18 protein-coding genes and 1 pseudogene (1 of these 19 running past the window's edge) are annotated in these 18,794 nt (G+C 59.6%); 10 read left to right on the top strand and 9 right to left on the bottom strand.

All coding sequences use genetic code 11. The features are described from left to right. A pseudogene (locus A3H92_10830) lies at positions 1–788 on the bottom strand (hypothetical protein) (it extends 326 nt beyond the left edge of the window). Between the two features lie 130 nt (positions 789–918). On the opposite strand from A3H92_10830, the gene A3H92_10825 reads away from it, so the two are divergent. Continuing rightward, positions 919–3,561, top strand: a complete 2,643-nt coding sequence (locus A3H92_10825; protein OHC74396.1) for an alanine--tRNA ligase — start codon at positions 919–921, stop codon at positions 3,559–3,561. Positions 3,562–3,567: 6 nt separating this feature from the next. Here A3H92_10825 and A3H92_10820 read toward each other — a convergent pair whose 3' ends face one another. The 3 genes from A3H92_10820 to A3H92_10810 all read right to left on the bottom strand — a co-directional run bounded on the left by A3H92_10820 (position 3,568) and on the right by A3H92_10810 (position 7,333). Beyond that, positions 3,568–5,403 carry a hypothetical protein gene (locus A3H92_10820; protein OHC74395.1) on the bottom strand — a complete coding sequence of 612 codons (1,836 nt, stop codon included), beginning with the start codon at positions 5,401–5,403 and terminating at the stop codon, positions 3,568–3,570. Between the two features lie 173 nt (positions 5,404–5,576). Beyond that, positions 5,577–6,005 carry a hypothetical protein gene (locus A3H92_10815; protein ID OHC74400.1) on the bottom strand — a complete coding sequence of 143 codons (429 nt, stop codon included), beginning with the start codon at positions 6,003–6,005 and terminating at the stop codon, positions 5,577–5,579. 53 nt (positions 6,006–6,058) lie between these two features. Beyond that, complete coding sequence (locus A3H92_10810) at positions 6,059–7,333, bottom strand: MFS transporter (protein ID OHC74394.1); 1,275 nt, start codon at positions 7,331–7,333, stop codon at positions 6,059–6,061. Between the two features lie 151 nt (positions 7,334–7,484). Between A3H92_10810 and A3H92_10805 the strand changes: the two genes are divergently transcribed. The 5 genes from A3H92_10805 to A3H92_10785 all read left to right on the top strand — a co-directional run bounded on the left by A3H92_10805 (position 7,485) and on the right by A3H92_10785 (position 11,451). Further along, positions 7,485–8,285: a hypothetical protein gene (locus tag A3H92_10805; GenBank protein OHC74393.1), complete on the top strand. Its 801-nt coding sequence runs from the start codon at positions 7,485–7,487 to the stop codon at positions 8,283–8,285. 112 nt (positions 8,286–8,397) lie between these two features. Further along, on the top strand, positions 8,398–8,745 hold the full coding sequence (locus A3H92_10800; protein OHC74392.1) for a hypothetical protein: 348 nt from the start codon (positions 8,398–8,400) through the stop codon (positions 8,743–8,745). Between the two features lie 60 nt (positions 8,746–8,805). Then, complete coding sequence (locus tag A3H92_10795; protein OHC74391.1) at positions 8,806–9,549, top strand: nuclease (SNase); 744 nt, start codon at positions 8,806–8,808, stop codon at positions 9,547–9,549. Between the two features lie 70 nt (positions 9,550–9,619). Beyond that, the gene (locus tag A3H92_10790) at positions 9,620–9,961 is read left to right on the top strand and encodes a hypothetical protein (protein ID OHC74390.1); all 342 of its coding nucleotides are present in this window, start codon (positions 9,620–9,622) and stop codon (positions 9,959–9,961) included. Positions 9,962–9,972: 11 nt separating this feature from the next. After that, complete coding sequence (locus A3H92_10785; GenBank protein OHC74389.1) at positions 9,973–11,451, top strand: hypothetical protein; 1,479 nt, start codon at positions 9,973–9,975, stop codon at positions 11,449–11,451. Positions 11,452–11,473: 22 nt separating this feature from the next. On the opposite strand, the gene A3H92_10780 is transcribed toward A3H92_10785, so the two are convergent. The 3 genes from A3H92_10780 to A3H92_10770 all read right to left on the bottom strand — a co-directional run bounded on the left by A3H92_10780 (position 11,474) and on the right by A3H92_10770 (position 12,908). Further along, on the bottom strand, positions 11,474–11,974 hold the full coding sequence (locus tag A3H92_10780) for a CarD family transcriptional regulator (protein OHC74388.1): 501 nt from the start codon (positions 11,972–11,974) through the stop codon (positions 11,474–11,476). Positions 11,975–12,098: 124 nt separating this feature from the next. After that, positions 12,099–12,434, bottom strand: a complete 336-nt coding sequence (locus A3H92_10775; GenBank protein OHC74387.1) for a ferredoxin — start codon at positions 12,432–12,434, stop codon at positions 12,099–12,101. A gap of 27 nt (positions 12,435–12,461) precedes the next feature. Next, the gene (locus tag A3H92_10770) at positions 12,462–12,908 is read right to left on the bottom strand and encodes a hypothetical protein (protein ID OHC74386.1); all 447 of its coding nucleotides are present in this window, start codon (positions 12,906–12,908) and stop codon (positions 12,462–12,464) included. Positions 12,909–13,099: 191 nt separating this feature from the next. Here A3H92_10770 and A3H92_10765 point away from each other — a divergent pair, with 191 nt between their 5' ends. After that, positions 13,100–13,696, top strand: a complete 597-nt coding sequence (locus tag A3H92_10765) for a hypothetical protein (GenBank protein OHC74385.1) — start codon at positions 13,100–13,102, stop codon at positions 13,694–13,696. A 1-nt stretch (position 13,697) separates the two neighbouring features. Here A3H92_10765 and A3H92_10760 read toward each other — a convergent pair whose 3' ends face one another. Beyond that, a complete protein-coding gene (locus tag A3H92_10760) occupies positions 13,698–14,384 on the bottom strand; it encodes a protein-L-isoaspartate O-methyltransferase (GenBank protein OHC74384.1) in 687 nt (228 codons plus the stop codon). A gap of 123 nt (positions 14,385–14,507) precedes the next feature. Here A3H92_10760 and A3H92_10755 point away from each other — a divergent pair, with 123 nt between their 5' ends. After that, on the top strand, positions 14,508–14,723 hold the full coding sequence (locus A3H92_10755) for a hypothetical protein (GenBank protein OHC74383.1): 216 nt from the start codon (positions 14,508–14,510) through the stop codon (positions 14,721–14,723). 4 nt (positions 14,724–14,727) lie between these two features. Here A3H92_10755 and A3H92_10750 read toward each other — a convergent pair whose 3' ends face one another. Next, positions 14,728–16,926, bottom strand: a complete 2,199-nt coding sequence (locus A3H92_10750) for a primosomal protein N' (GenBank protein OHC74382.1) — start codon at positions 16,924–16,926, stop codon at positions 14,728–14,730. 68 nt (positions 16,927–16,994) lie between these two features. Between A3H92_10750 and A3H92_10745 the strand changes: the two genes are divergently transcribed. Beyond that, on the top strand, positions 16,995–17,729 hold the full coding sequence (locus A3H92_10745; GenBank protein OHC74381.1) for a hypothetical protein: 735 nt from the start codon (positions 16,995–16,997) through the stop codon (positions 17,727–17,729). Continuing rightward, on the top strand, positions 17,705–18,658 hold the full coding sequence (locus A3H92_10740; GenBank protein OHC74380.1) for a recombinase XerC: 954 nt from the start codon (positions 17,705–17,707) through the stop codon (positions 18,656–18,658). Before A3H92_10745 ends, A3H92_10740 begins: the two co-directional genes overlap by 25 nt. Positions 18,659–18,794: the final 136 nt, after the last annotated feature.

Genomic DNA, 18,794 nt, shown 5'->3' with positions numbered 1-18,794 from the left:
CCCCCCGCCGAGGAAACGACCTCCATGTGGAAGCCGCCGGGGGCCAGATAAACCGTTCCCTTCTGTATTTCTTCGCCGTCCTTGCCTTCCACGCACTTCCACCGACTCTCGCGGGTAATGCTTGCGGCGAGGGTAACGGTAAAAGCGGCAGGCAAATGTTGCGTGATCAAAACAGGCTGTTTGATATTCGTCGGCAGTCTTTTGAAAATATCCAGCAACGCCTTCGGCCCGCCGGTTGAGCTTCCGATAGCGATTACATCGGGCCGTGTGATTGTATGCCTGCGCAGCACGACGGCGGCGGCGGCCTTTGTCTCCCTGCCCGTCTTCCTGCGGGCAAGCCCCAGGCTCTTGATCGTGGCGATCAAATCACCGCGTAGTTCGCCGCCGATGCGGGCTTTGTTCAATCGGCGCGACGGCGACGGCAAGGCGACGAACTCGGCGGCGCCTTCCAGCAATCCCTTCATTGCGGCTTTGACGTTGCTGAACGACAGGGTCGAGACAATGATTACTTTGACCTCGGCGTCAGCCCTGAAAAGAGCGGGCAACGTATCGACCCCTTCCGCTTCCTTCATGCCGATATCCATGATCACGACGTCAATGTCGTTGCATTTCAGTCTGCCGACGGCGGCGTTGCCGTTAAAGGGGTTGGCAACGACGGCAAGTTCATCTTGGCCGTCAAGAACGCCGGATTTAAGCTCGCCGATAATGGCGGAATCGCCGATAAGCATGATCCTTATCGGCCCGGATGCGGAATGTTGGCGAGATGGAGATGACGGCGGCTTTACCATTATCTATTATCAAAATACCGGCCACTTCGGGCAAGCAAATAAACACCGGCAGCCGACCTCTTGCCTTTCCTCACCCACTGCAACTATCATCGTCCTTGCTTCGGTCTTCCGTGACATCAAGATTGCCCTCATGCAGACAGTCAATGACATTCGCAAGGCGTTTCTCGACTTCTTCGCCGCTCACGGGCACGAGGTGGTCGGCTCCTCGTCCCTGGTGCCGCTGAACGATCCCACCCTGATGTTCACCAACGCCGGCATGGTGCAGTTCAAGAACGTCTTCACCGGCGCCGAGACCCGTCCCTATCGCCGCGCCGTCACCTCGCAGAAGTGCGTGCGCGCCGGCGGCAAGCACAATGACCTGGAGAACGTCGGCTACACCACCCGCCACCACACTTTCTTCGAGATGCTGGGCAACTTCTCGTTCGGCGACTATTTCAAGGAATTGGCCATCGAACTGGCCTGGAAGCTGGTAGTCAGGGAATACGGTCTGGCGAAAGAAAAACTGCTGGTCACCGTCTATGGCGATGACGACGAGGCCTTTGATCTGTGGAAAAAAATCGCCGGTCTGCCCGATAGCAAAATCCTGCGTATTTCCACTTCCGATAATTTCTGGGCGATGGGGCCGACCGGCCCCTGCGGCCCGTGTTCGGAAATCTTCTACGACCACGGCGACCATATCCCCGGCGGACCTCCGGGCAGCGCCGATGAGAACGGCGACCGCTTTATCGAAATCTGGAATCTGGTGTTCATGCAGTTCGAGCAGGTGAGCGAGGACGTGCGCCACAACCTGCCCAAGCCGTCCATCGACACCGGCATGGGACTGGAGCGTGTCGCCGCCGTCATGCAGGGCACTCACGACAACTACCAAACCGACCTGTTCAGGGCGCTGATCAACGCTTCGTCCGAGGCAAGCAAAACCGCCGCCGACGGTGATCACGCCGTATCGCATCGGGTCATCGCCGACCATCTGAGGGCGTCAAGTTTCCTGATTGCTGACGGCGTCCTGCCGTCCAATGAGGGCCGGGGCTATGTCCTGCGCCGCATCATGCGCCGCGCCATGCGTCACGCCCAGCTTATGGGTTGCAAAGAACCGCTGATGCACAAGCTGGCGCCGACCCTGACGGCCCTGATGGGGCAGGCTTTCCCCGAACTGGCCCGCGCCGAACCGTTGATCGTCGAGACTCTGAAACTGGAAGAGACCCGCTTCAAACAGACCCTGGAACGGGGATTGAAGCTGCTTGACGAGGCTGTCGCCGGCATGGGAAGAGGCGGCAAGCTGAAGGCCGAGACCGCCTTCAAGCTGTATGACACCTACGGCTTTCCGCTCGATCTTACCCAGGACGCGCTGAAGCCGAAAGGCATCGCCGTCGATGTTGACGGCTTTAACGCCGCCATGGAGCGCCGGCGCGCCGAGGCCCGCAAGGCGTGGAGCGGCTCCGGCGACGCCGCCACCGAGCAGGTGTGGTTCGACATCCGCGAAGAGAAGGGCGCCACCGAGTTCCTCGGCTACGAGGCCGAAACGGCATTGGGTCAGATAACCGCTCTGGTGGTTAATGGTAAACGGGTCCAACGGGCCGAGACAAATACCGAGGTGGCCGTGGTCGTCAACCAGACCCCGTTTTATGCGGAGTCAGGCGGACAACAAGGTGATCACGGCATTATGTGGACCGATGATGGGGTGTCGCTCTATGTGAATAATACCGAAAAGAAGCTGGGCGCTCTCCATGTGCATATCGGCAAGATTGGCGGCAATTGGGGAGCCATTCGTGTCGGTGATCAGATTCACATGGCGGTTGACCATAACCGCCGCACGGCCACCCGCGCCAACCATTCCGCCACCCACTTGCTGCACGAGGCGTTGCGCCGCAAGCTGGGCAAGCATGTCACCCAGAAAGGCTCGATGGTGTCCGCCGACCGGCTACGCTTTGACGTCAGCCACCACAAGGCGGTCGGCAATGATGAAATCGCCGAGGTGGAGGCGGCGGTCAACAATCAAATCCGCGCCAATTCCAGGGTAGCCACCCACCTGATGACCCCTGATCAGGCTATCGAGGCCGGAGCTATGGCCCTGTTCGGCGAGAAGTACGGCGACGAAGTCAGGGTGGTTTCCATGGGCGACGGCGATGGTCACGCCTATTCAACGGAACTGTGCGGCGGAACCCATGTCCGGCGCACCGGCGACATCGGCCTGTTCAAGGTGATCGCCGAAAGCGCCGTCGCCTCCGGCGTGCGCCGCATCGAGGCGCTGACCGGCGCCGGGGCGCTGGATTACCTGAATGCCCAGGAAGCGGTGCTGAAACAATCAGCCGCCGTCCTTAAAACCGCGCCCGCCGATGTGCCGGGACGCATCGCCGCCCTGCTTGATGAACGCAAGACCATGGAGCGCGATCTGGCCGATGTCCGCCGCAAGCTGGCTACCGGCGGCGGCGGCGCGGCGGCGGCGGAAATCAAGAGCGTCAACGGCGTCAGGTTCATGCCCCGCAAATTTGACGACGTTCCGGCCAAAGACCTCAAAAGCATGGCCGATGAGTTCAAGACCCGGATCGGTTCGGGCGTGGTGGCGCTGATCTCGGTTGACGGCGGCAAGGCCTCGCTGGTAGTCGGCGTCACTGAAGACCTTTCCGCCAGGATCAGCGCCGTCGATCTGGTCCGCGTCGGCGCGGCGGCAATCGGCGGCAAAGGCGGCGGCGGACGCCCCGACATGGCCCAGGCCGGCGGCCCCGACGCCGCCAGGGCGAACGAAGCGCTGGCCGCCATCGAAGCAGCGCTCTGACGCCAATCAATCCAATTCAAAGACGTCTTTGTAATCGCGCTTGAGGCTCCGGTTCTGGTCTTCCTTGACCATGATGCAGTTGCCGACCGCCAGAAACTCTATCTCGGACCCCATAAAGCAACGGAAGGCGTCTTCCGGCGTACACACAATCGGCTCACCGCGAACGTTGAAGCTGGTGTTGACGAGCACCGGACAGCCGGTAATTTTCTTGAATTCGGCAAGCAGCGCATGGTAGCGCGGATTGGTTTCCTTATGCACGGTCTGCACCCGCGCCGAATAGTCAACATGGGTGACGGCGGGAATTTCAGAACGCGCCACGTTCAGCTTGTCGATGCCGAACAGCGCCTCTTCATCGGCGGTCATTTGCCGTCGCCGCGATTCCTCGACATCGGCGACCAGCAGCATATAGGGGCTGTCGCCGTCCAGCTCGAACCATTCGGCTACGTCCTCGCGCAGCACGGAAGGAGCGAAGGGACGAAAAGATTCCCGGTACTTGACCTTCAGGTTCAGGGTTTTTTGCATACCGGGCGAGCGGGCGTCCGCCAATACCGAGCGCCCGCCGAGCGCTCTCGGGCCGAACTCCATGCGCCCCTGGAACCAGCCGACGGCCTTTTCATCGGCGAGGGCGCGGGCGGTTTTGATGATCGCCTCATCGTCGGTGACGGTGGTGAATACGGCCCCCGCCCCGGTCAGGCGGCGTTCGATCTCGTCCGTCGCAAAGTCCGGCCCCAGGTAAGAGCCGTACATGGCGTCATTGACGCCGTCAGCCGCGCGCGGGCCATTCAGATGGGAGTGATAGGCGCACAGCGCCGCGCCCAACGCTCCGCCGGCGTCGCCGGAGGCCGGCTGCACCCAGATATTCTTGAATTTGCCGTCGCGCAAGACCTTGCCGTTGGCCACGCAGTTCAGCGCCACGCCGCCGGCCAGACACAGATTGTTTATCCCGGTTTCGGCGGCCAGCGAGCGGGTCAGCTTGAGGATAATTTCCTCGATCACCGCCTGTATCGACGCCGCCAGGTCCATGTGGCGCGGGGTCAACAGTTCCTCGCGGCCGCGCGGCGGGCCGCCGAACAGCCGGTTAAACTTTTCGTTGGTCATGGTCAGGCCCGTGCAATAATCGAAATAGCTCTGATCCAGGCGAAAGGTTCCGTCTTCCTTGACGTCGATCAGATGATCCATGATCAGCCCGGCGAACCTGGGTTCGCCGTAGGGGGCCAGTCCCATCACCTTGTACTCGCCGGAATTGACCTTGAACCCCGTGTAATAGGTGAAGGCCGAATAGAGAAGGCCGAGGGAGTGAGGGAAGTGGATTTCCTTGATCATTTCCAGACGATTGCCGGAGCCGACGGCGACCGAAGTCGTCGCCCATTCGCCGACTCCGTCCATAGTCAGCACCACCGCTTCCTGGTAGGGAGAGGGGAAAAAGGCCGACGCCGCATGGCTTTGATGATGCTCGGCGAACAGCAGTTTGTTTTGCCCGTTGAAATCGGCGTCAAACTCTTTGAACTTCTTGCCGAGCAGGTCTTTCTGGAACAGCTTTTCGCGCAGCCATAACGGCATCGCCATCCTGAAGGAAGTAAACCCCCTGGGGGCAAAGGCGAGATAGGTTTCGAGCAACCGCTCGAACTTGAGGAAGGGCTTGTCGTAAAAGGCGACGTGGTCAACGTCTTTAAGTTCTATGCCGGCGCGTTCCAGGCAAAAGGCTATGGCGCGGGCGGGGAACTCGGCGTCGTGCTTCTTGCGGGTGAAGCGTTCCTCCTGGGCGGCGGCGACGATTGTTCCGTCAACGACCAGCGCGGCGGCGCTGTCGTGGTAAAAGGCGGAAATGCCGAGAACGCGCATATCTAGAAAATAGTATAAACGAAAGGCGCCACCGCCGAACCTTGGCTGAGGATCACCAATCCGCCGAACACCACCATCATGACGATGATCGGCAGCAGCCAAAACTTTTTACGGATTCTCATGAAAGACCAGAGTTCCATTAAAAAACTCATGCCGTTACTCCTTAAAATTTCTCAGAACTGGTTACGCATGTCGTGGTGGCCCGCTTCCGGCGGCGGACGCTTGATCCAATAACTTTTTACCGTCGGATCAAAGCGCAAACGCAACGGGTCTTTGCCGAACAGCCGCATGATCAGGGCGATAGGAGTCACTGTCAGAAAGAACAGCAACCCCATGATCAGCGGGTTGACCACTTTGTGCAGCAACATGCCGAATTGGAACCACAATCGGTTAAACGGCCTCAGCAGTTCCGGCGCGACTATGGCAATCGCCATTAACGCTCCGGCAATTGCCGACGCCCACCACCTGGGCGCTCCGCCTTCAAGTAAGGGCAGCAAAGCGATGACGGCGAATACTGCGGCGAACACCAGACCGAAGGCGCGCTCGGAGCCGACCTTGATATCTTCCTTGCGGGTATAGTCCTCATGGGTTCCGGTCGTCATCGTCGTTTCCTTTTCGCCTTCGGCCTTTACTACCGTCATTGCCCTCGGGCCGTCTACAGCCTTCTCAGCCGGGCGGCGTAGAATCCGTCCATGCCGCCTTCTTCGGCCAGATGGCAGGGCAGGGTGCGCAAATCACCGTCGCCGCTGATCAGTTCGCTGATGCCGCCCACGTCAGCGGCATTTATCGGAACCCGCGCCACAGGCGCCCCGGAGGCGAGCAGGGCGTCGATCCGCCGCCCCCCCTCCGCCGGTTCAAGCGAGCATGTAGTGTAAACCAGCAACCCGCCGGGTTTTACCATTTCTGCCGCCGCCGCCAGCAGGACGTCCTGCGCCCTGGCCAATCCTTCGACATCCTTGATTGTTTTCAGCCGCGCCACGTCGGGATGGCGGCGGATGGTGCCTGTGGAACTGCACGGCGCATCCAACAGCGCCGCATCGGCTAAATGGGGCGGTCGCCAGACGGCGGCGTCGGCGACGATCAGTTGCGCCTTGAGGCCGAGACGCTCAAGGTTTTCCGTCAACCGCACGAGACGCTTGGCCGAGCGTTCGACGGCGGTAACGGCGGCGCCGGCGGCGGCCAATTGCGCCGTCTTGCCGCCGGGGGCGGCGCAAAGGTCGATGACGTTCAGTCCGCTTACGTCGCCGAGCAGCCTTGCCGGCAGCGAGGCGGCGGCGTCCTGCACCCACCACGCACCTTCCTTGAAGCCGGGCAGTTCCGTCACCAACCCGCTTTTGGCGAGGCGCAGACCGCCGGTGGGCAGGGTCGCGGCGTTCAGTTTTTCAGCCCACCCTTCGGCGTTGTCCTTAACGCTGAGATCAAGCGGCGCCTCCCTCATATGGGCCTCGGCGATGGCGCGGCAGGTCTCGGCGCCGTAGGCGGCGGTCCACGAGTTCCACAACCAGTCAGGAGTGTTGAGGCGCGGCGCGTCCTGGGCTTCCATCAACGCCGCCCCTTCCCGATCAATCCGCCGAAGCACGGCGTTCACCAGTTTTTTATACGGCCCTTGCCCGCGAGCCTCGGCCAGCCTGACGGCGGTATCGACGGCGGCGTGGGAAGGGACGCGCATGAACAACAACTGACAGGCCCCAAGCCTGATGATTTGACGGGCCGTTTGCGCCTTGATCGGCAACGGGCGGCCCAGGCAGCAGTCGATAAGAGCGTCGATCTGCCCCAGCCTTCTGATGACGGTCGCCGCCAGATTGCGGGCCAGGGCGCGGTCACGGGCATCCAGCCGGGCGGTCCCCGGATGATTCTCGAAGGCTTCCTCCAGCGGCAGGCTACGAACCAGCACGGCGTCCAGCAGATCGAGGGCCAAGGCGCGGGCCATGATGTTCCTTTATTACAAGTAAGCGACGGCAGGATGCATACCATGTTTCCGAAATCCGAGCAGCGAACCTTTGCGATATCGGTTAATACTGATAATATGCCCACGGCAAAAAGTTTTGCCCGGGGCAGGATGGTATGGCAGGAAGGTAAGGATGTTTCAGGAAATCGCCGCCGCCGCCAGATCGCCCGATCTGGCCGATCATTTCGTTGAATGTCATATGCTGGGCCGGCACCTGACCATGCTTGATGACGACCGCTATGTAATCTCGGACGATTTTTGGGCCGGACGGCTGGTCGATCCGGTGGTGGCCTCGGTGGCGTCGATCTGCGCCCGGGATATTCTGGTCGCCAGGGCGGCAATCATTCCCCTGAGCCAGGCCGCCGGCAAACTCACCGCCAAGAACAGACGCAAGTATGAAGAACTGTTTGACCTCATCGAGAAACGGGCCTTCAGCAAGGAGGTGCGCACCTCGGCCCACGCCATGCTTGAAGACGGCTTCCGCGAGGCGCGGATCAGGGAACTTGAAGCCGATCTCGGCGGACGGCTTACGCCGGCCAGAAAACGCTACCGGATGTTCCTTGACGTGGTGCGCCGTTTGACCGAAGGCGAGATTACGCGGGGCGCCTTTCTTGACGAGTTCATGGAATTCACCCGCGCCGTCGCCGGCAAGCTGGACTTCGGCATTTACAGCCTATGCCTGGATCGCATTTTCATTAATCAGATGATTCCTCTGGATATCAAGCAGTCCCTGGTGGTGGAAGTCCTTAAATACCCGCCCCTGATCCGCAAGGAATTAATAACCAATTTGATGTCTACGTCCGGGCGCGATCCCGAGCTTGTCCGTTTCACCACGCGCTCGGCAGTCACCGAACTGGATGATACGGCGTTGACGGATATCTATCTTTTGGCCAAGCACAAGGTGACCGTCCGCAGCATGGCCCGCGCAATTTAGGGCCAAAACAAAAATTTCCATATTCTGTATAATTATTCCATAAAAAGCCCTATATGTTGTATAATGATGCGTTGCCTGCGGGGCGGCGCTTCATTTTTACGAGGTGCTTCAAATGGATGGACGATCAGCCTTGTTTCTCGGCGTCTGCGCCTTGACTGTTGCCGGATTCATCGGCGCGGCTGCGGCTGAACAAGGCGCCTCCGAGCAGGATGCGGCAAAGGAAGCTCCCGTCGCCGATGTCGTTTATCTGGTGCTGATGGCGGGGTCGCCGCCCCTTCACCTGATCGAAATGCCCTCAATGGAGAAATGCCAGGCGGCGGTGCGTCATACCTCCAACGCCAAGTGCGTCGTTACGCAGGCCGTCGGCGTCAAGGACCTGAAAAGCAAAGCCGGCGGCGTCGGGCGTCTGACGCGCCTTCCGGCAAAGACGGCGCCTAGACCTCTGCCGCCTAAGGAATAGCCCGGCCTTCTATGGTATAAGATAACAATGACTATGTCGCGGCCATACTCATTGTCGGCATTGCTGGTTTTCGTCCTGCTTTTGAGCGGCGGCGCCGGCGCGGAAACCTTGACTTCCGGCGGTGCGGCGCGGGTGACGGAGATCATCGACGGCGATACGATAACATTGGATGACGGTCGTCAGGTCAGGCTTGTCGGCATACAGGCGCCGAAGCTTCCCCTCGGTCGCCGTGATTTCAAGACCTGGCCTCTGGCCGATGAAGCGAAACATGCCCTGGAAAAGATGATTTCGGGCCGCGTCGTCGAGTTGCGCCATGGCGGCGAGAAGATTGATCGCCACGGACGGACGCTGGCCCACTTGTTTCTGGAAAACGGGGTCTGGGCGCAGGGCGAGATGCTCAAAGCGGGGATGGCCCGCGTTTATACCTTCCCCGACAATCGGGAAATGGCCGCGAGCATGTACGCGATAGAGCACATGGCGCGCCAAGACCGGCGCGGCATCTGGGATCATCCCTTTTATGCCGTCCGAACGCCGGAGGAAGCTTCCGAGCGTCTCGGCACTTTTCAGGTAGTGGAAGGGGTGGTCATGGATGCGGTCAAGGTAAAGGGCGTCGTCTACCTCAACTTCGGCGCCGACTGGCGCAAGGATTTTACGGTAATGATTCCGTCCGGGGCGACGCGGATGTTTCTCAAGGATGGAATCGATCCGCTGTCATTCAAGGGGAAGAAAATTCGCGCTCGCGGCTGGCTCAAAGAGCGCAACGGCCCGATGATCGAGGCCTCCCACCCTGAACAGTTGGAATAATTTATGTCCTTGGTTTATATCTTCCATAATTACAATAATTATGAGTTTTGACCCTAATAAGGATGTTCCCATGAATGCCGATATTTTCACCGACGGAGCCATTCACATCGCCATTGTCAACGGCATGATCCGCATGGATTACGCCACCATTTCCATTACCGAGAAGGACGATGACGGCAACCCCGCCGTTATCGTCAACCATCGGCTGGTGATGACACCGCAGGGCTTTCTGAAAACTCTCGGCAACATGGAAACGATGGCCCAGAAACTCATTGATGTCGGAATCATTATTGATAACAACGACGAAACGAGGAATGGTCCGGCCAGAAAAACAGACCACGCCATCTTGAGCCGGGACCAAAGGTCCAAAGACCAAAACCGCAGGAAGCGGGACCTTGAGGTGCGGAAATAGTTTTTGATTCCATGAAGCACCTGTTCAAGATAGTCGTTTATTGTCTTTTGCCGGCGGCGTTGGCCGGATGCACCGTCAATCCCGCCACCGGCAAGCAGAGCTTTACCGCCTTTATGTCGCAAGCCGACGAGATGAAGGTGGGGCAGGAAGAACATCCCAAGATCATCAAGGCTTTCGGCGGCGCATATAGCGATCAGGAACTGAGCGCCTATGTGCGCCGCGTCGGGCTTTCCCTGGTCGCGGTATCCGAGGTTCAGGGGTTGCCTTACACCTTTACCGTCCTTAACGATGATAAGGTCAATGCCTTCGCCCTGCCCGGCGGTTTTGTTTACATAACCCGAGGGCTGCTGGCTCTGGCCGAGAACGAGGCCGAGATGGCGGGAGTTCTGGCTCATGAAATCGGCCATGTCGCCGCCCGTCATACCGCCCAGCGTTTCAGCAAGGCCCAGGCCGCCAACATCGGCATGACCGTCATCAGCATTCTCGGCGGAGCGAGCGCTCCCGGCGCTTCCGACCTGCTGTCGATGGCCGCCCAGGTTGCCTTGCAGGGTTATTCACGCGAGCAGGAGATGGAAGCGGATATGCTGAGCGTGCGCTATCTTATCCGCGCCGGCTATTCGCCTGCGGCCGCCACCGACTTCTTACACAAATTGCAGGCTCACACGAAGTTGACCGCCGCCCTGTCCGGCAATCCGGAGTTGGCCGACAGCGCCGGCGGCCTCATGTCCACCCACCCGCAAACCTCCGAACGCCTTGCCCAGGCCGCCGAGTTGGTCAGGACCGCGCCTCGAAACAATTATCGTCTGGAGAGCCGGGCCTTTCTGGAGCATATCGACGGCATGATGTTCGGCGATGACCCGAAGCAGGGGATCCGCAGGGGACGAGAGTTTTCCCATCCCGAATTAGGCATCAGTTTCAGGGTTCCGCCCGGCTTTATCATGTTTAATTCAGCGGAGAAGATTCTTGCCCGTGGCCGTGACGGGGCGATGATAGTCTTTGACATGGAAGGGGCAAGGACAGCCGGGAATGTCCATAATCTGCCTGCCTACCTGCAAGACGGCTGGGGGGAAGGTCTGTCGCTGAAAGAGGTGGAGACGCTCAAGATCAACGGCATGGAAGCGGCCACCGGCCATGGCCGCATAAGCGTCAGAAACGGCAGCCTGAAGGATGTTCGCCTGCTGGCCGTCCGCGAAAACAGGGACCGGATATACCGTTTCCTGTTCGTCACGCCGCCGGCCTTCACCGACCGCTACGCAACCGAGTTTCAGCGCGCCACTTACAGTTTCCGCCGCCTGTCGCCGAGTGAATCGGCGGCGATCAAGCCGTTACGGCTGCGGCTGGCGACCGTCGGCAGGCAGGATACGGCGGCCGACATGGCCGCACGCATGCCCTTCGAGCAGGGCGGTCTGGAGTGGTTTGAAATCCTCAACGGCCTAAGCCACGGCCAGCCCCTGATCCCCGGCGAAACAGTCAAAATCATCGCTGATTAAGCGGAGGCCGTCTCCGGCCGCGTTACTGGGTTACCGTAAGAATCTGTTCCAGCTTGTCGGTCGCTTTCGCCATGTCGATTTTTTCAACGGCGGCCAGTTCACAGGCCAAACGATCACGGGCCGATTCGTAAATCTGACGCTCGCTGTACGACTGATCGGGTTGATCGGTGCTGCGATGGAGGTCACGAACCACCTCGGCGATGGAAATGGGGTCGCCGGAGTTGATCTTGGCTTCGTACTCCTGGGCGCGGCGGCTCCACATGGTGCGCTTGACCCGCGCCCGGCCCTTAAGGGTGGTCATCACGGTATCCATGACTTTGCGCGTGGCGATCGAACGCAGCCCGGAAGATTCGGCCTTGGCGATAGGCACCCTGAGCGTCATGCGGTCATTCTCGAAAGAAATAACGTAAAGCTCCAGGGTATGGCCGGCGATTTCCTGGGTCTCTATACCGATGACCCTACCGACTCCGTGAGTAGGATAAACGACGTGATCTCCGGGAGCGCACAGATAGTCTTTGGGCATTTTTGTCCCTCTGGTTAAGCATGAACTTTTCACGACGAGGCGCCAATATACCACAAAAAAACGGACAAAAACAGCCCCCGATAATCTCCGGGACGGATTCGTCCGTTTTTTCTTGTTTAAGGCATCAGGTTCCGGCGCCCGGTTTGCTGCTTAACTCGCCGGCTTTACCGGGTTTGTCTTTCCACTTATCGGCGTCGGGAAGGGCGTCGATCTTGCGGGTGATGTTGGGCCATACCTGCGCGTACTTGGCATTGATCTCCAGCCACTTTTCCAGGTCAGGCTCGGTGTCGGGGACGATGGCTTCGGCGGGGCATTCAGGCTCGCACACGCCGCAGTCGATACATTCGTCGGGGTGGATGACCAAAAAGTTCTCGCCTTCGTAGAAGCAGTCTACGGGGCAGACTTCCACGCAATCCGTGAATTTGCATTTAATACAGTTCTCGACGACAACGTATGTCATTTTATTCTCCGTTGGTATCTTCTTGAATTACGAGTTCTCTACCATGCGTGTAATCACACGCTTGCGGGCATCCCCGCTTTCACGATCCGAAATATGGACTAATTCCGAGATATGGCACATCAGCTTGGCTTCATAACTATGTAGATATTTATCGGCATATATCACTTCCCAAAGCATTTCGACCATACTCACTCTTTCTTTATGAGAGAAGCGGCTCTTGATGAGGCCGGTGAACCCGCAAAGATGCGTGGATTTATCAGCCGTTTTCATTCCTTCTTCAATCAAGGTATCCGCCTCGGCCTCGTTAAGGCCGAAACGGGACATTAAAAGAGAGGTGATGATCTTGCGTTCTTTATTAACAAAATGACCATCAACACAGGCCGCCTCCGACAACAAAGCCGCCGCCGCCAGACGAACTGCTTCTTCTCCTTTTTCACCCTCGCCGCGCAGCAGGGCCTTGATCCGATTAATCATACCGTTGCCTAACATACATGGGCATGGCGGACAACCCCTCTCGAATTATGGTTTTTACAATTACCCCTCGCGGAAAACAGGGCAACCAATAATAATTCGGCCTTTTTATTCCGATTAGTGATGTAGGTCACAGACAATCTTGCGCCGACAGGCAAAGGTTATTACGAACGAAATTTAAACATGATTTAAACATGATATCAGTTAATTCGGATTCCGCCGCCCGCATTGCCTCGCTTGTCGAACGATTGGGGCGGCTGGCGCGCGCTCTCCAGCATCGTGACGGCGCCAAGCCTGTGCAATGGGAGGTGCTTCGTTATCTGGCGCGGGCCAACAAGCCTTCACGCACTCCCGGAGCGTTGGCGGATTTTCTCGGCTCAACTCGCGGCACTGTCTCCCAGACCTTGATTACGTTGGAGAGGAAGGGTCTTGTTATCCGTCGCCCCAGTCGCTTCGACAGGCGGGGGATGGAGCTTGAACTGACTGAAGTCGGCAAGGAATTGGCGGCTGAACACCCCTTGCGGGAGTTCGAGGCCGCCGCCGCCGCCCTCTCCGCCGGCGAAGAACTGGCCGAAGGCCTGACCGAGCTGTTGAGTGAATTGCAACGACGCAAAGGCTATCGGGGTTTCGGGGATTGCAGAACCTGCTTCGATTTTGCGCCGGATGCGGGAAACGACGATGACAACGCTCCGCACCTGTGCCGGCAGTCCGGAGCCGGACTGGACGAAATGGAATCCGGCATGATCTGCTGCAAGCATCGATCATCTGCGACGATGATTGCCGCCGAATAAACTAGAGCGCTATCCGGCGCACCATGGGAACAAAGGCTACCGGCAGCATGCGGGTGATCGCCAGCGTTCCGTCTTCCTTTTTGACGCCCCGGCAGAGGGTTTGCGTATCGTGGACGCGACCGACGGGGATCACCATTCGCCCGCCGACTTTAAGCTGCCCGATCAGGGCCTGGGGAATATTTTCGGGAGCGGCGGTGACGATAACGGCGTCAAAGGGCGCCTTTTCTTCCCATCCCTGATAACCGTCGCCGTGACGTATCTCGATATTGGCGTAGCCGAGGTCCTTCAGCCTTCGGCGCGCCGATGCGGCCAGCGCCTCCACCGCTTCAACGCTATAGACATAGCCCGCCACCTCGGCCAATACCGCCGCCTGATAGCCGGAGCCGGAGCCGATTTCCAGCACCCGGTCGTTTTTGTCGAGGTCCAGCAGGTCGGTCATCAACGCCACGATATAAGGCTGTGAGATAGTCTGCCCGTGGCCGATAGAGCGGGGCCGGTTGATATAGGCATAGTCGGCTTCCTCAGCCGGCACAAAAAGGTGGCGTTCGACCTTGGCCATGGCGGTCATGACCCGGCTTGAAAAAGCGGCCCGTCCGGTCCAGTTTTCGGTGTTGCGGGCGTCGGCCTCGATTTCGTCAAGAAGACGTCGCCGCGCCTTTTCCCGCTTTTTTGCGTCCATCGCAATCATCCCTGTCGAACCCGCCGGGAGGAGGATACAACATCAAAAATAAAATGATCCATTTTCTATAACATATGGTGTAAACGTTACGACGCCGCCGCCGTATGATCTAATTGGTTTAAGGAAACATTCGTGAAGAAATCAGCCGTTAACCTTGGCGACCGTTTTATTAAAGTCTACAATAAGAAAATCGTTTGGGTCGTCAGCCATTTTCTTGAAGTGGATGATGTCATTCCTCATGCCCTTCTTGTTCAGGAAGGGGCGTCGAACAGAAAAATAACGCTTTCCATCCCGGCGTTGCAGGACGCATCTATCTACAAAAAGCTTGAGGCCCTTCCTCCGGCGTAGCGCCTCACATAAAACTGTAAGGATCAATGTCCACCCGGACGTGGACCCGGCGCGGGATTTTGACCGCCGCCAGCCAGCGGTCGATTACGGTCTGCACATTGATGTTCTTGTCCGCTTTCAATAATAGGCGTTGGCGGAATTTTCCTCTGAGCAGGTAAAGAAGCGCCGGGGCCGGTCCCAGCACCGTGACGCCTTTGATTACCGGGGCGATGCGGCTCAAACAACGCGCCGCGTCCTCGACGGCGCGTTCATCGTCGCCGGAGACGATCAGCGCCGCCAGCCGCCCGAACGGCGGCATGGAATTTTCTTTGCGGGATGCGGCTTCAGCTTCAAGAAACCGGGCGCGTTCGCCGGCGATCATGGCCTTCATCACCGGGTGTTCAGGCATGAAGGTTTGCAGCAGCACCCGCCCCGGAAGCTTGGCTCGTCCGGCGCGTCCCGCCACCTGGTAGAGAAGCTGATAGGTTCGCTCCGAGGCTCTGAGGTCGCCTCCCGCCAGCCCCAGATCGGCATCGACGACGCCGACCAGGGTCAGCAGCGGAAAGTGATAGCCCTTGGCGACGATCTGGGTGCCGATTATCAGATCGACCCGATGCTCCTCGATGCATCGGACCAGTTCCGCCGCCGCCCTGGGGCCTTGAACGGTGTCGCTGGCGGCGATGATGGTGCGCGCCGTGGGGAATAATTCCGCCGTTTCCTCGGCCAGGCGTTCAACGCCGGGGCCACAGGCGGCGAAGCTGTCTTCGGCCTCGCACGCCGGACAATGCCGTGGAATCCGCGCCTGATAGCCGCAATGATGGCATTGCAGGCGGCCGACGCGCCGGTGTTCAACCAGCCAGGCGGTGCATTGGGGACATTGCATACGGTGGCCGCAGGTTCGGCACAGGGTCAGCGGCGCATAGCCCCGGCGATTGAGAAACAGCATCGCCTGTCCGCCGTCGCCGAGGGTTTGCGTCAACGCCAGACAAAGCTCGGTTGACAGCCAACGTCCGGCGGGAAGGTTTTGGGCGCGCATGTCGATGGCCCGCACTTCCGGCATCGCCGCGCCGCCATGGCGGGCCGGCAGATGCAGCGACTGATAACGCCCGCCGTCGGCGTTGACCACCGACTCAAGAGACGGCGTCGCCGACACCAGGACAACAGGGAAATCGCCGATGCGGGCGCGCACCACCGCCATGTCGCGGGCGTTGTAGATGACGCCGTCCTCCTGTTTGTAAGAAGCGTCATGTTCCTCATCGACGATTATCAGTCCGAGATCGGGACAAGGAAGAAACAGGGCCGAGCGGGCGCCGATAACGACCTTTGCCCGTCCCTCGGCCATCATGCGCCATGTGTCGCGCCGCCGCGCCGGGGTCAGCTCCGAATGCCACAGGGCCGGCTCGACGCCGAAACGTTCGTGAAAGCGGCTCAACCACTGGGCGCTCAAGGCTATTTCCGGCAGCAGCACCAGCGCCTGCTTGCCCGTCTCCACGGCCTTGGCTATCGCCTCGAAGTAAACCTCGGTCTTGCCCGATCCGGGCACGCCGTCCAGCAGGGTGACTGAAAATCCGCCGGCGGAAGTCTTGTCAACAATATCGGCCGCCGCTTTTGCCTGCGCCTCCGATAACCGAGGTCCGGGCCTTGTATGATCGGGAGTCGGCAAGGGGGGAGACGGCAATATTGTCGGCGCGATGATTTTGGTCTTGACCATGCCTTTGATGACGGACGCGCCCACCGCCGCCTCGCGGGCTAGTTCCGCCGCCGACCGTGACGGCCCGCTCGCCAGCACGTCAAGAACACGTTGTCGCGCCGGGGTCAGGCGAATGTCCGGGCTGATTTTTTGGTTCACGGCATAGGCGGCGACCGGCTTGGGCGCATAGAGCGCGTCGGGAACGCTCATCGCCATCTTGAGCACGGCTCCGGCGGGATGCAGGGTATAGCCGGCGACCCAGTCGATGAAGCGCCGGGACTCCGCCGACAGCGGCGGCGCATCAAGACGATTGATGACTCTCTTGAGCCTGCCGGCCTCCACTTTCCCGGACCCCGGTCCCCAGACAACGCCTGTCGCCTGACGTTTGCCCAGGGGAACGGTCACAAAATCGCCGTCCGCCGCCGTCAGGCCTTCCGCTGCCAAATAGTCATAAGCGCCACCCAACGGCAGCGGCAACAGAACGCTGATTATGTTCCCGGACAGGTAACGGGGAGTGGCGTCGGGTTTGATCATAGGCTACACTTTAACCATTCCTTTCCTTTTGGCGAATTAGGTTTGTTAAAACCGAGAAAGGATATGACATGACCGCGAACAATTTGAACGCCGCCGCCCATGGCGTTACGCCCGTCGCCGACGAGCCGAGCATCGAGCAGGTCGCCGATTATCTGCGCCGTCACCCCGATTTTCTGACCCGTCCCGACGTTCTGGAAGCGATGACGCCTCCGGGGCGCTGGGGAGAAGAAGGTGAAGGCGTTGTCGATATGCAGCGCTTCATGCTGGTGCGCCTGCGCGAAGAGATCGACAATCTGCGCGACTGCGCCCAGGACCTCATCGAGACCAGCCGCGCCAATATGTCAAGCCAGACCAGAACTCATGCGGCGGTGCTGGCGATGTTATCCGCCGATGACTTCAATCACTTCCTGAGGGTGCTCAGCGATGACCTGCCGCTGCTCCTTGACGTGGACGCCGTAACCATCGCTTTTGAGCCGCCGGCCAGGCCGTTCCCGGACCTGGTCTCGCCCTATATCGGCGATATGCCCGAGGGCGCCGTCGATCATTTTCTGACCGCCGGGCGAGAAGTGGTTTTGCTGTGTAACCTGACCGAGGACGATTCTCTTTTCGGCAGCGCCGGCGGTCTGGTGCGTTCGGCGGCGCTGGCCCGGATTCGTCCGGGCATAAAGACGCCGGCGGGCATTCTGGCGCTGGGTTCGCGAGCCAACACCTTCCATCCCGGCCAGGGCACCGAACTGGTTAGTTTCATGGCGCGGGTAACCGAGCGGTGTCTTTACAGATGGCTGGAAAAAGAGGCGTTATAATTTACTCGGCGGAACCGGCAGTGGTTTCCGCCATCGAAGACTGGCGGGCCTGGCTGGCCCATGAGCGCCGTTTCTCCGCGCATACCCTTGACGCCTATGGGCGCGATCTCGCGGCGTTTTTCCGGTTCATGGCCGGACACCTCGGGTTCAGGCCGGGACTCAAGGACCTGGAAAAAATGAAGGCGATTGATTTCCGCAGTTATCTGGCCGGCCGCACCGCCGTCGGCCTGGCCCGCACGTCTACGGCGCGGGCGATGTCGACATTGCGCGGCTTTTTCCGGTTTCTGAATCACGCGGGGCTGGTCCACAACGTCGCCATCAGCGCCGTGCGCACTCCCAAGACGCCGAAATCGGTGCCCAAGGCGCTGTCCGTAAAAGAGGCGCTGGAGACAATGGACGCCGTCGCCGGATTCAGCGAAGAAGCCTGGATCGGCAAACGGGATAGAGCTTTGCTACTGATGCTTTACGGCTGCGGCCTACGCATCGGCGAGGCGCTGACGCTGAACCGGGGCCAGGCGCCGGCCGGCGAATCGATGATCGTCACCGGCAAAGGCAAAAAACAGCGGATGGTGCCTGTGCTGCCCGTCGTCCGCGAAGCCGTTGACGACTACCTGTCGGCCTGCCCCTACCGGCGGCTGGGCAAGGATGATCCGTTGTTCGTCGGCGCTCGCGGGGCGCGTCTGGTCGCCCGCATCGCCCAGCGTCAGATGCAGCGCCTGAGGCCGCTTTTGGGCCTGCCGGAAACGGCGACTCCCCACGCGCTACGCCACAGTTTCGCCACCCACCTGCTGGCCGGCGGCGGCGATCTGCGCACCATCCAGGAATTATTGGGTCACGTCTCCCTGTCCACCACCCAACGCTACACCGACGTGGACGCCGCCCACCTGACCAAAGTCTACCGCGACGCCCACCCCAGGGCGCGTAAGTAACGCCGTTTCGCCTTCCATGGATTATCTTTTCCTCTCTAAACAGTCCCCTGTTAAAAACTCCGAACGCCCTTGATTTGCCGAGTGGTTTTAGCGATTTGACGTAGTCGGATTTGCAAGAAATCGTATTTTTTCGGCT

Source organism: Rhodospirillales bacterium RIFCSPLOWO2_02_FULL_58_16 (assembly GCA_001830425.1).
In the GTDB taxonomy this organism is placed as follows: domain Bacteria; phylum Pseudomonadota; class Alphaproteobacteria; order Rhodospirillales; family 2-02-FULL-58-16; genus 2-02-FULL-58-16.
Note: the sequence above shows the minus strand (reverse complement) of the source record. Positions and strands in the feature narration are given on the sequence as shown.

Excerpts from the sequence above, each read along its gene's own strand:
- A3H92_10825 (OHC74396.1), top strand. The coding sequence starts at position 919 with ATGCAGACAGTCAATGACATTCGCAAGGCGTTTCTCGACTTCTTCGCC.
- A3H92_10820 (OHC74395.1), bottom strand. The coding sequence starts at position 5,403 with ATGCGCGTTCTCGGCATTTCCGCCTTTTACCACGACAGCGCCGCCGCG.
- A3H92_10815 (OHC74400.1), bottom strand. The coding sequence starts at position 6,005 with ATGACGACCGGAACCCATGAGGACTATACCCGCAAGGAAGATATCAAG.
- A3H92_10810 (OHC74394.1), bottom strand. The coding sequence starts at position 7,333 with ATGGCCCGCGCCTTGGCCCTCGATCTGCTGGACGCCGTGCTGGTTCGT.
- A3H92_10805 (OHC74393.1), top strand. The coding sequence starts at position 7,485 with ATGTTTCAGGAAATCGCCGCCGCCGCCAGATCGCCCGATCTGGCCGAT.
- A3H92_10800 (OHC74392.1), top strand. The coding sequence starts at position 8,398 with ATGGATGGACGATCAGCCTTGTTTCTCGGCGTCTGCGCCTTGACTGTT.
- A3H92_10790 (OHC74390.1), top strand. The coding sequence starts at position 9,620 with ATGAATGCCGATATTTTCACCGACGGAGCCATTCACATCGCCATTGTC.
- A3H92_10785 (OHC74389.1), top strand. The coding sequence starts at position 9,973 with ATGAAGCACCTGTTCAAGATAGTCGTTTATTGTCTTTTGCCGGCGGCG.
- A3H92_10780 (OHC74388.1), bottom strand. The coding sequence starts at position 11,974 with ATGCCCAAAGACTATCTGTGCGCTCCCGGAGATCACGTCGTTTATCCT.
- A3H92_10775 (OHC74387.1), bottom strand. The coding sequence starts at position 12,434 with ATGACATACGTTGTCGTCGAGAACTGTATTAAATGCAAATTCACGGAT.
- A3H92_10770 (OHC74386.1), bottom strand. The coding sequence starts at position 12,908 with ATGATTAATCGGATCAAGGCCCTGCTGCGCGGCGAGGGTGAAAAAGGA.
- A3H92_10765 (OHC74385.1), top strand. The coding sequence starts at position 13,100 with ATGATATCAGTTAATTCGGATTCCGCCGCCCGCATTGCCTCGCTTGTC.
- A3H92_10760 (OHC74384.1), bottom strand. The coding sequence starts at position 14,384 with ATGATTGCGATGGACGCAAAAAAGCGGGAAAAGGCGCGGCGACGTCTT.
- A3H92_10750 (OHC74382.1), bottom strand. The coding sequence starts at position 16,926 with ATGATCAAACCCGACGCCACTCCCCGTTACCTGTCCGGGAACATAATC.
- A3H92_10745 (OHC74381.1), top strand. The coding sequence starts at position 16,995 with ATGACCGCGAACAATTTGAACGCCGCCGCCCATGGCGTTACGCCCGTC.
- A3H92_10740 (OHC74380.1), top strand. The coding sequence starts at position 17,705 with ATGGCTGGAAAAAGAGGCGTTATAATTTACTCGGCGGAACCGGCAGTG.